Consider the following 15,326-nt stretch of genomic DNA (forward strand, 5'->3'; position numbering starts at 1 on the left):
ACCGAATACAAAAGGAGGATATGATAAATGAAGCGTAAAAATATTTTGCTGATGATCTCGCACGACACCGGCCGGTATTTAGGCTGCTATGGACAATCGGTTGAAACGCCGGCGATTGACGCTTTGGCAGAGGAAGGGGTGCGCTTCAGCAATTATTTCTGCCCGGCGCCGCAGTGCAGCCCGAGCCGGGGGAGCATCCTTACCGGCCTGTATCCGCAAAGTCACGGCATGATCGGGCTAAGCCATCTCGGCTTCTCGATAGATCCGGAGGTTACAACACTGCCGATGAGCCTTAGCGAAGCCGGATACGAGACGGCGCTGATCGGCTTCAGCCATGAAACGATCGGCGAGGCCGGAGGCGACCGCACTTCATCTACATATAAGCTGGGATATGAAACAGTCCTCCCGGTGCCGGGCGACCGGGCGGCTGACGTCGCAGAGCGGGTCGTCTCTTTCCTGGAGGACAAAGCGTCCGGGCAGCAGGAACGGCCGTTTTTTGCTTCGGTCGGTTTCTTTGAAACCCACCGCGATTTCGACGAATACGCGCCGGTGGCCGATCCGGCGGAGAAAATCGTTCCGCCGCCGTATCTGCCGGATACGGAGCGGGTGCGGGAAGATTTTGCCCTGCTGCACGGCTCGGTGAAGACGCTCGATCATGGCATCGACCGCATCCTGTCCCGGCTGGACGCATTGGGGCTCGCGGAAGAGACGCTGGTGATCTATACGACCGATCACGGCATCGCCTTCCCCCGGGCCAAGGGCACCCTGATGGATGCGGGGCTGGAGACCGCGCTCATTATGCGGTGCCCGGGGACGCTGGGGGCAAGGCAGGTCAACGGCCATTTGCTCTGCAACATTGATCTGATGCCGACTCTGCTGGAGTTTGCGGGAGCGGCGCCACCGAAGGACATCGATGGATTCAGCTTTTACAGTCTGCTGGAGAATGCGGACGGGCCCTCGACACGCGACCATTTCTTCGCCGAACTGACGTGGCATGACGATTATCATCCGATGCGGGGCGTCCGCACGGACCGGTACAAATATATCCGCAATTTCGAGGACGGGCCTGCCGTGTATTTGCCGCTCGACATTCACCTCAGCCCTTCCGGCCATGAAGTGAGGGAGCAATACTACAAGCCGAATGTCCCTGAAGAGCTGTATGACCTTGCGAATGATCCGCTGGAGGAGCGGAACCTGGCCGGCGATCCGGCATATCAAGACATTCTACTGGAGCTGCGGGGAAAGGTAGAGGATTGGATGATCTCGGGCGCCGACCGGCTGCTAAGCGGCAAAGTACCGGGAACCGCCGCCCCCGGTTGGCAGGAAGAGTATAAGAACGGCAGAGGGTATCGCTCCAATCGGGGATAGAGGTTTAAAAGATAAAGCGGCTTTTTCATAGGCCTTTTGCGAATACATGTCAAGGCAAACCAGGCATAGCATGAATTCGGACTGGAAGCAGGTCATCACGCATTGTGCGTTAACACCTGCTTCTTTTTGTTAATTATCATAAACCATTTTTCTATATTGCGACGGAGAATAGTGCTTGTACTCTCTAAATTTACGAATAAAATAGCTGAAGTTTTCAAAACCCACCATCAAGGAAATCTCTAAAACTTTTAACTCGCTATTTTTTAGCAGTTTCGCTGCTTTTTCACACCGGTATTCATTAATATACGTAACTGGATTTTTCCCTACAGCTATTTGAAAGTATTTTGAGAAATAATTTTTATTCATTCCTACAAGCGAAGCTAAGTCCTCAAGAAAAATTTTATCATTGTAATGTTCCTCAATATATAGGATCACTTTTTTGATTTTTTCTTGTTTGACTTTTGTATGAAGTCGATTTTCCAGGAAGAGTTTTCTTTCATATAAAAGATCGATGACTTGAAGGAGAATCACTTTAATACGCAAGGATGATAGCTTGTTTTCCCCCTTTTTTATGGCAATGATATTTCGTAACTTTCCTGATAACTCCTCTTTTGATTCCTTATCTAAATGTATGGCACAAGGAAATTGCAAGGCTCCCGAGGTAATCGGCTTGATAATCGATTGCTGGCATATGTCTGGATATTCAAAATTCAATAACTGGGGATGAAAAACAATAGCATGATGAATGGATGGACCGCTTGAGGTAACTTGATGCAAGTCTCCAGAATTGATAAAAACAAATTCTCCTCTGGAAACATGAATGATTTCTGAATTGAGCGTCACCTCCATTTCTCCTTCTTCAACATAAATAAATTCTAATTCTTCATGCCAGTGATACCCTACATAATAATCGGTTTTACGTATCTTGCTGTATATATGCAACGGAAAAGACGGAGTGCCGTGAATAGAATTTTCTTTTAAAGATGATTTCATTCTTATTTTCTCCTTAAAAAGTGAGAATAGTGTTATAAATTTTGAAAATGTGCAAGAAAGAACTGCTAACATTCATTATACTGAAGACGTTTCCAATTGACAAAAAGGAGAGCAAAAATGAAAGAGATTCAAAAAAAATGGTGGCACAAAAGTGTGATTTATCAAATATATCCCCGTAGCTTCTACGACAGTAATGGTGATGGGGTTGGCGATTTACAAGGCATCATTCAAAAGTTAGACTATGTAAAATTATTAGGCGCCGACGTCATTTGGCTAAGTCCCGTTTATGATTCCCCCAACGTAGACAATGGCTACGATATTAGTGATTATTACTCCATCTCATCGGAATTTGGAACCATGGAAGATATGAATAAATTGTTATTAGAAAGCAGCAAGCGCGGCATTAAAATTATTATGGATCTTGTTGTCAACCATACCTCAGACCAGCATCCGTGGTTTATAGAAGCAAAAAAATCAAAAGACAATCCGTACAGAGATTATTATATCTGGCGCGATCCGGTTAACGGCAAAGAACCCAACGAACTGAAATCGAATTTCGGTGGCTCAGCGTGGCAATTTGATGAAACAACCAACCAATACTATTTGCATTTCTACAGCAAAGAACAGCCCGACTTGGACTGGGAAAACAAAAAAATGCGCAGCAGCATCTGGGATATGATGAACTTTTGGATTAACAAGGGAATCGGCGGCTTCCGTATGGATGTGATTGATTTGATCGGAAAAGATCCCGATAAACAAATAAAAGAAAACGGGCCTAGACTTCATGATTATTTGCAGGAAATGAATCAAAAAACGTTTGGAACCAAAGATTTGTTAACGGTTGGAGAAACGTGGGGCGCGACAACTGAAGACGGGAAACTGTACTCTGACCCCAAACGCAAGGAATTGAGCATGATCTTTCAGTTTGAACATATTCAGCTAGATAAAATTCCGGGCAAACAAAGATGGGATTTGAAAAAGCTAGAGCTCAATGAACTAAAGCATGTGTTAAGCAAGTGGCAATATGCTTTAAACGAAGAGGGTTGGAACAGCTTATTTTGGAACAATCACGACCTGCCCCGCATTGTATCGAGATGGGGGAATGACCGTGAATATAGGGTGGAGTCTGCCAAAATGTTGGCCACTTTATTACATGGAATGAAAGGAACCCCCTATATCTACCAGGGAGAAGAAATCGGCATGACAAATGCTGCTTTTGAGTCCATAGAAGATTATATGGATATTGAAACTCAAAATATTTATAAAGAACGAAAAGCAGCCGGTTTTAGCGAAGAAGACATCATGGAATCGCTCTATATGAAAGCAAGAGACAATGCCAGAACCCCAATGCAATGGTCGAATGCAGCAAATGCAGGATTTTCTTCAGGAAAACCATGGATGAAGCTTAATCCCAATTATCCTTCTGTTAATGTAGAAAGCGCTTTATATGATTCGGATTCTGTTTTTTATCATTATCAAAAATTAATTAAGATTCGTAAACAAAACAACACACTTATTTATGGGACCTATCGTCTTCTTGATTCGGAACCCAATATTTATGCTTACGAACGGATACTCGAAAACAAAAAACTGATTATTGTATGCAATTTTTACGAACCGGAAGCCACTTTTTCTTACTCTCCCGAAAGTCATTCAGCCGTAAACATTTTAATTAGCAACTACAGCCACTCGAGCAGCGATTTAAAAAACGTTACATTGCGTCCGTATGAAGCCATTATATATGAAATCATCTGAAAGAGGGATCAGAATAATGACTAACCACAAATTCGAACGAGCTTCACAGCAAATTCTAGCTGCCGTTGGCGGATCGGAGAACATTATCAGTGCTGCGCATTGCGCGACCCGCCTTCGGTTGGTGTTAAAAGACGAATCCACTGTCAAAACAGATGAATTATCAAATATTGATATGGTTAAAGGCCACTTCAGCAATGGAGGACAATATCAGATTATTATCGGTGCTGGTACGGTCAATGAAGTGTACCACGCTTTTGTTGAATTAGCAGGTATTAAAGAATCTAGTAAAGAGGACGTTAAAAAAGAAGCCGACAATAAAATGAATGTGGTCCAAAGGCTGGTGAAATTGTTGTCCGACGTATTTGTCCCGATTATTCCGGCACTGGTAGCCGCCGGTTTATTGATGGGTATCAACAACGTTTTAACCTCCAGCGGATTATTTTTCAAAGACAGGTCTTTAGTTGATGTGTACCCGAACATAACCGATCTTGCGAACATGATCAATGTGTTTGCTAATGCAGCGTTTGTGTTCCTGCCGATATTAATAGGATTCTCCGCAACAAAAATGTTCGGAGGAAACCCTTATTTAGGAGCTGTCATGGGAATGATCATGGTGCACCCGGATCTTTTAAATGCATATGGATACGGGCAAGCTATTTTGAATAATAAAGTGCCGGTATGGAATGTTTTTGGATTTGAAATTGAAAAAGTGGGCTACCAAGGAACCGTGTTTCCTGTTTTAGCTGCTTCATTTATCCTAGCGCGAATCGAGAAAAATTTACGTAAAATCGTTCCGTCTTTTCTTGATAACTTATTAACTCCGTTGTTAACGGTATTTATCACAAGCATTCTTACGTTCACTGTAGTTGGCGGAATAATGAGATCCGCCGGGAATCTTTTGGCTGATGGAATGGTTTGGCTGTATGATACACTTGGTTTCTTTGGTGGAGCCGTTTTTGGGTTGATTTTATCTCCTTTGACATTAACGGGTATGCACCATAGTCTTCTTCCGATTGACATTCAGTTAATTGCTGCTGGCGGTTCGTTTTTACTGGCACTTGTTTCATGCAATAATGTTGCCCAGGGAGGCGCGACATTTGCGGCCATGCTGCTGACAAAAGACAAAAAAATGAAAAGCATTGCGGTTTCTTCCGGAATTTCCGCCCTGCTTGGCATTACGGAACCCGCGATGTTTGGCGTTAACCTGAAAATGAAATATCCGTTTTATGCCGCTATGATCGGTTCAGCTTTTGGATGCGCCTTTGTAGCATTCAATCACATTTTAAACGCAGCCCCCGGACCAGCTGGACTGATAGGGTTTGTCAGTATTCAAGCTGGCAGTGTGCTGAACTTTTTAGTTGCCATCTTGATTTCTTTTGTATCGGGATTTGTAATAACGATCATTTTGTCAAAATCAAAAAAACTGAATGTAGAATTAAAGCGGGTGAATAAAATCGCTTCCTAAGCATCGCGATTTTATTCACTTAACAAACGACCAGCTCCCTTAAATGCTGCGGATGCCATACCATTTTATTTTGGCAAGCATCAGGGTGACCGCAAGCGCCAGAAACATTAAACCGCCCCAGATGATCTGGTGTGTGCCCATATGCAATAAGAACTGGCCTCCTGAAGCGGTGCCGATCGCAATGCCCAAATTCGAGAAAGAGACGAACAGGCTGTTGGCGAACTCAGGCGCTTCAGATGCTTCGGAGGCCAACCAGTTCTGATTGATAATAAAACCCCCGGTATGAATGAATCCCCATACAACCACGATGATCATCATTGGAATGAAGTAACTTCCGCCCCAGAATACGATCAGATACGTGACGGCCAATACAGCAGGATACAGAAGGGTCGTTTTGACAACGTGTTTGCTAAGCAATCGCCCTGCCTCCAAATTTCCCAGAACACCGCTTGCCCCAAACAGAATCAGCATGGTGCTTATTAATTTCCCGCTCATCTTTGTAATTTGTCCGAGATATTCCGCAAAATAGCTGAATACGGCAAACATCGCGGAAATGGTCAAGCAGACGGTGGCAATGTTCAGCCATAGCTGGGGTTTTGCCAGTACTCCGAGCTGCTGCCTATAAGATAATTTGGCGGTTACCGGCATGCTTGGAACCCAGATGAGCAGACCGATTAACGCGATCAGATTCAGCGCGGCCGAGAACAAAAAGGAGGCTTCAAGCGAAAATTGATCCGCGATAAAAGAGGTGAACGGGACACCAAGAACCATTCCGACCGTACCTCCGGTAAAAACGTAGGCTGTCGCTTTACTTTTTTGTCCGCTCGGGAAAAAACTAGCCGCAGCTACGAAAGCCAGCGAGAAATAGACCGGATGAAGAAAAGCGGGCAGGATGCGGACGATCAGCAGAACGGAAAAGTTTGGAGCGGCTGCCGACAGAAGATTGGCGATGGCAAAAAGGCCAAGCACGGACGCCATGATCCGTTTTTTGTTAAACCCTGAGAACAGCAGCGTCATGAACGGGCCAAATATCGCAATCGAGAGCGCAAACAGGCTTACCAGCATACCCGTCTGCGAAGCGCTGATTTGGTATTTTTCTGTAATTTGTATAAACGTGCCGATGACGCCAAATTCAGTGTTGACGATGCTGAACAGTCCGAACGCGATAATGGCAGAATAGATATAAGCTCTCATCTGACTTTATGCCTCATTTCAGTAAGCCAGTTAACCGCATCTTCCCTAAGCTGAAAAGATTTCAACTCATACGGAAACTCGTCGATGGTGCCGACAATCCGGTTTAAGCTTGATTTGGCGACGACTTTCTCCGGCTCTACAACGGCGCAGTATTGGATGTCCGATGCCCGCTTCACCCAATTTTGGGAAACCCAGGCTTGATCCTCTTGGCTAATGACCGACATCTTGCGGTTGTCATACAGCACTTTGCTGCCATTCATTTTTCCGGCCAATTCCACTACCTTATCCATAGCGGTACGAAACTGTGCGTCTTGGGCGAAAGCCTTCCATGTCAGCTCAATGATCTGCTGCGCTTCATTCCAGGAAATCTCCACTTGAGGGGATTCATAATAAACCATATCTATCACGCTCCATCGCTCATTTTTTAGCCTGCAAACGTCAGCGGTACGGGCGTCCAAGGAACGCTCTGGTCACCGGCGGCGCTGGATAGCCAGTTGTCCCCGGACCCCTGCAGCTGACGAGACTTATGGCAATTTGATCAGATTAAGTGTAGGGAAGGGGCCTCCCGGGAACTGATGCAATTTGCCGCCTTCGGCAAGACCGCCAAGATCAACGGTGGCGAATCCGATTTTGTCGTTTATGCGGGCAACTTCCGCCTTTGCTGCGGCATCATCGCCGGATATGAAGATGACGCGGCGGCCAACAATTTGCGGATCGGAGCCCAGAACAGCGGGAGTTAGCGTATTGAATCCTTTGACCACCCTTGCGCCGGGAACGAGCTCCGAAACCACCTCGCTCGACGTTTTACCACCAAGATCAGCCACGATGAATTCGGGAGTAATAATCGGGTTCATGGCGTCGATCACGATGCGTCCGTTCCATTCAGGCAAATCGGAAACTGCTTCTTTTAGATGTTTCCATGGCAGGGCAATAAACACGATATCAGCTGCTGCAGCTTCTTTAACAGTAACCGCTTTGCTCTTGCCCCCGAGTTTGGCGACGAGCGGAGCAAGCGATTCCGGTCCGCGGCTGTTGCTCAGGAGCACCTCATAACCTGCTTTCACGACATGTTTGGCAAAGGCTTGCCCGATTTCACCTGCGCCAATAATTCCAATAGACATATAAATTCTCCTCTCAAATTTGGGTTTTGGTTTCAATTTTGGACCAAGAATTAGACTGTAGTTCCGCCGTCCACATTAATGGTTGCACCGGTCACAAAAGCGGCTCCCGGAGTGGCAAGATACGCTACCATGTCGGCGATTTCTGCTCCCGTACCGTAACGGCCGACCGGAATCATGCCCGAGACAACCGGGGCGTAAGGACCGTCGGCCGGATTCATATCGGTGTCGGTCGGTCCGGGCTGCACGTTATTGACGGTAATGCCGAGCGGAGCAAGGTCACGGGCAAGGCCGCGGGTAAGTCCGGCGACAGCAGCCTTCGACATTACATAGAGGCTGTTGTCCGGGAACGGATTGAAGTCGGCGTTGATGCTGCCGATATTGACGATGCGTCCGCCTTCGCCCATTTGAGGCGCTGCTGCCTGTACCGCCGCGAACACGGCGCGGACGTTGACGGCAACCATGCGGTCGAATTCTTCGATAGCGAATTGATCATAGGGCTTCAGGTTTGCGAGTCCGGCATTGTTAACCAGAATGTGAATGCCGCCGAAAGCTTTTTCCGTTTCGGCAACCGCGCCTTTCACAGCGTCAGCGTCTCCGCTGTCAGCGCGAAGTGCCAGTGCGCGCCCGCCGGATGCTTCAATTTCTTTTACCAATTCTTCCGCTTTTTGCTGTGCGCTTGCGTAGGTGAAAGCTACCGTCGCGCCGTCGTTTGCAAGCCGTTTTACGATGGCGGCCCCAATGCCTCGGGACCCTCCGGTTACCAGTGCCACTTTTCCGGATAACGAATTTGTTGTTGTCATTATAAAAACCTCCTAAGTTTTTGTTTTGAAACGATTGGTTCAAAACTATGTGCTAAATATAAACTTGATTTGATTAGGTTGTCAATAGGAAAAATAAAAAAAGTGAAAAAATAAAAAACATTCATCAAGGGGACATGAAGCCCTATCGATTGTTCGATAGGGGCATGTTCCGATGATGAATGTCGCGTTGTAGATATAAGCGAGGAAAAAGGGGGGCGTCTTACGATGGCCAAGCTTGCATGGCAAGATCAATCACATCCTGTAATTCGTCACGGGTTGAGCCATCTGCAGCCCGAATGGACATGCCTTCGGTGACGGTCATGATATAACGGGCAAGCGCCGCCGGATTAGAGCCAGCTGGCAGGTCACCGACGGACTTCGCTTGTTCAAACCGATGGCGCAAAGCCATTTCCGTCCCCACCCGGCGCGATGTAAGCTCTTGACGAATCACGTCCGCGTCTTCTCCGCAAGCGATGGCTCCACGAATGGTCAAACAACCCTTCGGAGTAGAAGGATTTGTCACCGAATCGGCAGTAACATTCAAGAGTTTGTCAACAACGGCGCGGGCTGTCGGCTCGTTAAAAGCTGCGCTTGTCAGCTTCGGTGGACCTTCAAAATAAAGGTCAAGCGCCTGGTTGAATAGTTGTTCCTTGCTGCCAAAAGTGGCATAGAGACTTGACCGGTTAATCTTCATCGCTTCGGTCAAATCGGAAAGGGAGGCGCCTTCATAACCTTTTTCCCAAAACACCTGAAGCGCACGCTCCAGTGCCTCGGTATTATCGAAGGTGCGCGGCCGTCCTGTAGCCATATGAATTCCTCCTATGTGTATGCAAATCAAACACCCCTCCTTCGATTGGATGGGGATTGATCCCGCTTATTATTTTGAAACGTTCGGTACATATATGAAAAATATCACTCGGCAAGCTTGGTGTCAAGTATCCCAATTTTTTAATCAGAAATCCCGTCAGGTGTATACAAATCTCGTTCAGGTTATTATGATTATGTAATTGGTTCAGATCGTACCTGTCCGGTTTAACGGACTTTTATAGCGGCCTCCGGATGCGGGAGGTCTTTTTTTCAAATTCGCGAGATATGATTGCAATGGACAATAGAGGAGTCGTTGGAAGGTGCAGAAAATGAACGGAACACAAACGCTCAGCCGCGCGCTGGATATTCTGTTCGCCTTGGCGGAAGCCGGCGATACGCTTACGGTCAGCGAGATTGCCGAGAAGGTCTCGATACCGGAGAGCAGCACGTACCGGTTTCTCCAGACGCTGGAGCAGAACGGCATCGTGGAGAGAAGGGGGAGAAGCCGGATCGCGTTGGGGCTGCGGATTCTGGATCTGGCAAGAAGCCTCAACCTGCAGTTTCAGCGGGACCTGCTGCCCCTGGCTCTGCCGATTATGGAGGAGCTGACGGAGAAGGTGCAGGAAACGTCGGTGCTGTTCGTGCGGACCGGCAATAATGCCGTGTGCATCCAGAATGTCAAAAGCAACAGCCTGATCCAGTTCTCCATCGAGAATGGACGGATTCTGCCGCTGCATTTGGGCGCTTCAGGCAAATGTATCCTTGCTTTTGAGAGCGACAAGGTCGCTCAGCGGATTTTTCAGACCATTGAGGATGCAGAGGACAGAGCGCGCCTGGAAGCGGAGCTGGAAGCGGCCCGGGCTCACCAATATATCATCACCAAAGGCGAGGTAGATCCCGATGTATTCGCCGTCGCCGCCCCGATTACGGACGGTCACGCCCATGCGGTAGCCAGTCTGTCCGTGGCCGGTCCAAGCTTCCGCTGCAGCCCGGAGCGGGAAGGGGTAATCATTGAAGCGGTGAAGCAGGCTGCGGCCGAGTTGTCGCGGCGGATGGGGGCTGCACATTAATTTTTTTAAATTCCGACGAAAACACTAGAATTAATAGTTGACAAAATGATGTAATGAATAATAATATTGAAATGTGGAATTTGATTATCACATGTTAATAAATAATCCTTGATTATGGATGAATCATTCGTATCAAGCCGAAATTTTCTGGCGCTTATCACAAGCATCTCATGGTGTTTGTGATTTATCTTCACCCTAATTCATATTATATTGATTTGAATACTACATATTTGTGAGGTGTTCCACGGCTATGAAATCCATTCTGCCTCTTCTTGTGAAAATCCTGGGAACCGGGCGATGTCGACGCTCCAACATCACGCGGCAAACGGCATCATTTGCTTTTGCCATTTTTTTTTGAAGGCGGTGACCCGGATTGATTGATCAGATGCTCGAATATCTGTCCAAGAATCACGACGTCTATCTTAAAGCCGTACTGACGCACATCGGCATCAGTCTTGCGGTTGTAACCATTGGCATATTGATCGCTGTTCCACTCGGGGTACTGTGCGCCAAGTTTTTAAAGCTGTCCCAGCCGGTCCAGGGACTGTTTAACATTTTTCGTCTGATTCCGAGCCTCGCCGTTCTCGTCGTGATGATGCCGGTGCTCGGAACAGGGCTGGCTCCCGCCATATTTGCGTTGACGCTGCTTGCTTTTCCGGCGATTTTAATCAACACGAGCATTGGCTTCACGGGGATCAATCCTTCGGTTATCGAGGCGGCCAGAGGGATGGGGATGAGCCCGCGCAGGATTCTGTTCACGGTTGAATTTCCGCTTGCTTTTCCCATGATTATCACGGGAATAAGAACGGCTGCGGTGGAAGTGATTGCGAGCGCAGCGTTGGCCGCTTATATCGGCGCCGGCGGTCTAGGGGAGCTGATCATCATCGGACTCCAGGTGCCAAGCACAGCTATTTTACTTGTCGGGGGGGTGTCGGTAGCGATCCTGTCCATAGCGGCGGACGTCATTCTTGCCATTACCCAGAAGAGACTTACGAGACATTTGTGGCTGAACTGAGATTGGGCGGTAGAACTGATAAATATTTTTAGTTGGGGAGAGGAAACCATATGAAAAAATCCAAGAAGTCCATATTCACCACTACGCTACTGGCCATTGTCGTCCTTTCTGCATTGCTCTCGCTCGCCGGCTGCTCCAAGGGAAGCGCAAGCGGCCCGGCCATTACGGTAGGCTCTAAAGATTTCACGGAGTCGCTGGTTCTTGCCGAGATTTATGCAAAGGCGCTCGAAGACAACGGATTTTCGGTGAAGAGAGAATTTAACATCAGCGGGCAAGGGCCCCACGAGGCGCTGCTGAAAGGCAGCATTGATTTATATCCGGAATATACCGGAACGGCGTTAACGGTTATTTTGAAGGAACCGGCATTGTTTGACGCCAAGGAAGTGTACGACAAGGTTGCCGCCGAGTACAAAGACAAGTTCAAGCTCGACCTGCTCGATCAGGCCAATATCAATGACTCGCAAGGTCTGGTTATCACCAAGAAAGCTTCAGATCAATACGGCATCAAGACGATTTCCGATCTGCAGAAGAATGCGGACAAGATCAGATATGCCTCCAACGGTTCGTTTGATCAACGCGAGGATGGACTGATCGGCCTGAAAAAAGTATACGGAGAGTTCAACTTCAAATCCTCAAAGGTCTATGACGACGGCATCAAGTATCAGGTGCTTAAAAATGACGAGGCCGATCTGGCCGTAGCCTACACGACAGAGGGTTCGCTGGTTGATCCGCAATTCGTCGTGCTGGATGATGACAAACATCTGTGGCCTCCTTATTATGTAGCGCCGGTCGTCAGAGAGAACGTCATAAAGGATTCGCCGAAGGTGGCGACCATTCTGAATGCCGTGTCGGCGAAGCTTGACAACCCAACGATTATCAAGCTCAACGCCGCCGTCGATATCGACAAAAAAGAGTATGAAGAAGTCGCGGGCGACTATTTCGAGACCATCAAAGCCGATGTGAAAGCGGCAGCGGACAAATAAGATTACGAACCCAATAGGAAATGAAAACCACGTATCGTTTCGGGTAGTGGTTTTCATTTTTTCTTGGCGGTTGTCAGTTGAAAAGGGGTTGATCTTCGGTGAGCAGGATAGCGCTTGAATTTAAAAATATAAGAAAAAGGTTCCCCCATGCGGAGGCCGACTCCGTTTCCGGTGTCAGTCTTACCGTTAATGAGGGCGATTTTGTCACGATACTTGGAACGTCGGGCTCCGGGAAAACCACGCTGTTAAAAATGGTCAACCGGATCTATGAGAGCACTTCTGGCGATATCTGCTTCTATGGCGAAAATATTAAAAAGCTGAAGGTAGAGGACTACCGGAGAAAAATCGGCTATGTCATCCAGCAAATCGGGCTGTTCCCTCATATGACCGTGGCGGACAACATTGCTACCGTGCCCAAAATTCTTCGCTGGAGTAAGGAGAAAATCAATGCCCGCGTGGACGAGCTGCTGGAACTGGTTGGATTGCCGGGCGAGAGCTACAGGAAGAGGTATCCTTCACAGTTATCCGGCGGGCAGCAGCAGAGAATCGGGCTGGCGCGGGCCATGGCTGCCGATCCTCAGGTCATGCTGATGGATGAGCCGTTCGGCGCGATTGATGCGATCACGAGACAGAATTTGCAGGATGAACTGATCCGCATTCAGACAAAGCTGAACAAAACGATACTTTTTGTCACCCATGACATTCATGAAGCCTTTAAGCTCGGCAACAAAGTCATCATTATGGATCAGGGGAAAGTCCAGCAGTTTGACACGCCGTACAATATTCTTTTTCATCCTGCCAATGAATTTGTGGCGCAATTGGTAGCTTCCGAGAATATCATCAACCGGCTCAAGATTCTGAAAGCAGAAACCGCTGTGCAGCCCTTAACAAGGGACCCGGATGATTCGGATATTTATATCGGCAAGGAAGAGTTTCTCGACAGTGTGCTGTCCAAGTTTTTTGAAAGCGGCAGGAAGTCTATCATTGTGAAGGATGCGGACGGTCAGCCAGTTGGTGAAATCGCGTGGGATCAGTTGAACGGGCTGCTGCAATTACAAGCCGACAGGGTGCAGACGGGCAACCCAAGCCGAAACGGTGAGAAGGTGAACATTCATGCTCCAATCCATCGCTGATTTTCTGGCCTACTTCGTCAAATATGGTGACAAAATGCTCGAGATGACGCTTGAGCACCTGCAAATCGTTACGCTTGTGCTGCTTATTTCAATCCTGATCGCCATGCCGCTCAGCCTTGCTCTCTATCGTTCGCACAAGCTGGCAACGATTGTACTGGCTGTGCTGGGAGCGCTGTACGCCATTCCGAGCCTGGCCTTCTTTGCGATCCTGATCCCGCTTCTCGGGCTCGGCATTCCAACAGCCGTTACCGTGCTGGTCGTCTATACCCAATTTATTTTGGTGAGAAATATTCTCGCAGGTTTCAGATCGGTCGATCCGTTCTTGCTGGAAGCGGGGCGAGGGATGGGGCTCAGCGCTTCGCAGCTATTCTTCAAAGTGCAGCTGCCGCTTGCCATGCCTGCCTTGCTCGGCGGCCTCAGGCTGGCGGTCATTTCCGCTATCGGGATGGCGACCATCGCGGCCATGATTGGAGCGGGAGGTCTGGGTACGCTGCTGTTTGACGGTCTCCGCATGAATTTTGCATACAAGATCATATGGGGAACGATTCTGGCCTTTGCGCTGTCACTGATTGCCAACCGGATTCTTCTGTTCTTTGAAAAACGGGCGATGAAACGGGCGCGCGGCGAACAGTATTTGCCAAAAACGGAGGCGGCGTAAAGCCGGGAGCAGATTCTCATGAACAAAATTCCTTTAATCATGGATGTCGATACCGGCACGGACGATGCCATTGCCATTATCTGCGCGCTGATGAGCACGGAGGTGCTGGATATCAAAGCATTCACCGCCGTCGCCGGAAATGTTGGAGTCGATCTTACGAGCAGCAATACTCTTAATATTGTGGATTATCTTGGCTTTGACATTCCTGTTGCGGTCGGAGCGGCGCAGCCGCTTGCCAAGGAGCTGCATACCGCGATCAGTCATGGCCGGGCCGGACTCGGGGATGTGACTGTGCCGAAGTCGAACCGGTCATTTTACGGAAAGAATGCGGCTGACACGATCTATGAGCATGCCGCTGCCATGGAAGGCGAGCTTGAAATTGTGGCCGTCGGCCCGCTAACCAATATTGCCGAGGCCATCCTTCGCTACCCGGATATTGTCCGCTTAATTAAACGGATTACGATAATGGGCGGCGCGCTCCGGGGCGGCAACATGACCCCGGCTTCCGAGTTTAATCTGTATGTCGATCCGGACGCCGGGAAAATCGTGTTCGAGTCCGGCATTCCTCTGGTGATGGTCGGGCTGGATGTGACGTTGAAGCCGCAGCTTCCGCTTGCGGTTGTGGAAACTGTCAAGCGGCTGGACAACAAATTTGCCGGCCTGGCGGCCCGGATTTTCGACTTTATGCTGCGCCGCTGCGAGCAGTTCGGCTTTGATCCGCCGAATGTCCATGATGCCATCGCTTTGGCCAGCCTGGTCGTTCCCGGGCTCGTTACGCTGAACCGGTATGCGATGACGGTCGAGACCGAAGGAACGGTAACCCGCGGCATGACTGTCGCGGACTTCAACAATGTTACGGGGAAAGAACCGAATGTGAGCGTTGCGGTTGATATCGACTGCAATCGGTTCTGGGACTGGATGACAGGCAAATTTTTAAGCGCGGAGAGAGATTGAAACAGAAAGG

General features: G+C 48.5%; 15 protein-coding genes. 9 read left to right on the forward strand and 6 right to left on the reverse strand.

Annotated elements, in window-relative coordinates; genetic code table 11:
• Positions 1 to 27 precede the first annotated feature (27 nt).
• Positions 28 to 1,368: a sulfatase family protein gene (locus PSAB_RS07260; RefSeq protein WP_025333918.1), complete on the forward strand. Its 1,341-nt coding sequence runs from the start codon at positions 28 to 30 to the stop codon at positions 1,366 to 1,368.
• Between the two features lie 129 nt (positions 1,369 to 1,497).
• Here PSAB_RS07260 and PSAB_RS07265 read toward each other — a convergent pair whose 3' ends face one another.
• Positions 1,498 to 2,361: an AraC family transcriptional regulator gene (locus PSAB_RS07265; protein ID WP_025333919.1), complete on the reverse strand. Its 864-nt coding sequence runs from the start codon at positions 2,359 to 2,361 to the stop codon at positions 1,498 to 1,500.
• A gap of 117 nt (positions 2,362 to 2,478) precedes the next feature.
• Between PSAB_RS07265 and PSAB_RS07270 the strand changes: the two genes are divergently transcribed.
• Both PSAB_RS07270 and PSAB_RS07275 read left to right on the forward strand, forming a co-directional pair.
• A complete protein-coding gene (locus PSAB_RS07270; protein WP_275452089.1) occupies positions 2,479 to 4,116 on the forward strand; it encodes a glycoside hydrolase family 13 protein in 1,638 nt (545 codons plus the stop codon).
• Positions 4,117 to 4,132: 16 nt separating this feature from the next.
• Complete coding sequence (locus tag PSAB_RS07275; RefSeq protein ID WP_025333921.1) at positions 4,133 to 5,581, forward strand: sucrose-specific PTS transporter subunit IIBC; 1,449 nt, start codon at positions 4,133 to 4,135, stop codon at positions 5,579 to 5,581.
• Between the two features lie 39 nt (positions 5,582 to 5,620).
• Here PSAB_RS07275 and PSAB_RS07280 read toward each other — a convergent pair whose 3' ends face one another.
• The 5 genes from PSAB_RS07280 to PSAB_RS07300 form a co-directional block, all read right to left on the reverse strand.
• Complete coding sequence (locus PSAB_RS07280; RefSeq protein ID WP_025333922.1) at positions 5,621 to 6,775, reverse strand: MFS transporter; 1,155 nt, start codon at positions 6,773 to 6,775, stop codon at positions 5,621 to 5,623.
• Positions 6,772 to 7,173 carry a hypothetical protein gene (locus PSAB_RS07285; protein ID WP_025333923.1) on the reverse strand — a complete coding sequence of 134 codons (402 nt, stop codon included), beginning with the start codon at positions 7,171 to 7,173 and terminating at the stop codon, positions 6,772 to 6,774. Before PSAB_RS07285 ends, PSAB_RS07280 begins: the two co-directional genes overlap by 4 nt.
• A gap of 126 nt (positions 7,174 to 7,299) precedes the next feature.
• Positions 7,300 to 7,896 carry an NADPH-dependent F420 reductase gene (locus tag PSAB_RS07290; protein WP_025333924.1) on the reverse strand — a complete coding sequence of 199 codons (597 nt, stop codon included), beginning with the start codon at positions 7,894 to 7,896 and terminating at the stop codon, positions 7,300 to 7,302.
• 50 nt (positions 7,897 to 7,946) lie between these two features.
• Positions 7,947 to 8,696 carry a 3-oxoacyl-ACP reductase family protein gene (locus PSAB_RS07295; protein WP_025333925.1) on the reverse strand — a complete coding sequence of 250 codons (750 nt, stop codon included), beginning with the start codon at positions 8,694 to 8,696 and terminating at the stop codon, positions 7,947 to 7,949.
• Between the two features lie 220 nt (positions 8,697 to 8,916).
• Positions 8,917 to 9,504, reverse strand: a complete 588-nt coding sequence (locus tag PSAB_RS07300) for a TetR/AcrR family transcriptional regulator (RefSeq protein WP_025333926.1) — start codon at positions 9,502 to 9,504, stop codon at positions 8,917 to 8,919.
• 328 nt (positions 9,505 to 9,832) lie between these two features.
• Here PSAB_RS07300 and PSAB_RS07305 point away from each other — a divergent pair, with 328 nt between their 5' ends.
• From PSAB_RS07305 to PSAB_RS07330, 6 genes are all read left to right on the forward strand, one after another.
• Positions 9,833 to 10,573: an IclR family transcriptional regulator gene (locus PSAB_RS07305; protein WP_025333927.1), complete on the forward strand. Its 741-nt coding sequence runs from the start codon at positions 9,833 to 9,835 to the stop codon at positions 10,571 to 10,573.
• Positions 10,574 to 10,946: 373 nt separating this feature from the next.
• Entirely contained in the window at positions 10,947 to 11,588 is a 642-nt protein-coding gene (locus tag PSAB_RS07310; RefSeq protein WP_025333928.1) for an ABC transporter permease, read from the forward strand.
• A gap of 50 nt (positions 11,589 to 11,638) precedes the next feature.
• A complete protein-coding gene (locus tag PSAB_RS07315; protein WP_025333929.1) occupies positions 11,639 to 12,571 on the forward strand; it encodes a glycine betaine ABC transporter substrate-binding protein in 933 nt (310 codons plus the stop codon).
• A 98-nt stretch (positions 12,572 to 12,669) separates the two neighbouring features.
• Complete coding sequence (locus PSAB_RS07320) at positions 12,670 to 13,704, forward strand: ABC transporter ATP-binding protein (protein ID WP_025333930.1); 1,035 nt, start codon at positions 12,670 to 12,672, stop codon at positions 13,702 to 13,704.
• Complete coding sequence (locus PSAB_RS07325; protein ID WP_038595654.1) at positions 13,685 to 14,362, forward strand: ABC transporter permease; 678 nt, start codon at positions 13,685 to 13,687, stop codon at positions 14,360 to 14,362. Before PSAB_RS07320 ends, PSAB_RS07325 begins: the two co-directional genes overlap by 20 nt.
• An 18-nt stretch (positions 14,363 to 14,380) precedes the next feature.
• On the forward strand, positions 14,381 to 15,316 hold the full coding sequence (locus PSAB_RS07330; protein WP_025333932.1) for a nucleoside hydrolase: 936 nt from the start codon (positions 14,381 to 14,383) through the stop codon (positions 15,314 to 15,316).
• The last annotated feature ends 10 nt before the right edge of the window (positions 15,317 to 15,326 follow it).

Origin of the sequence: Paenibacillus sabinae T27 (genome assembly GCF_000612505.1) — a bacterium.
In the GTDB taxonomy this organism is placed as follows: Bacteria; Bacillota; Bacilli; order Paenibacillales; family Paenibacillaceae; genus Paenibacillus_AQ; species Paenibacillus_AQ sabinae.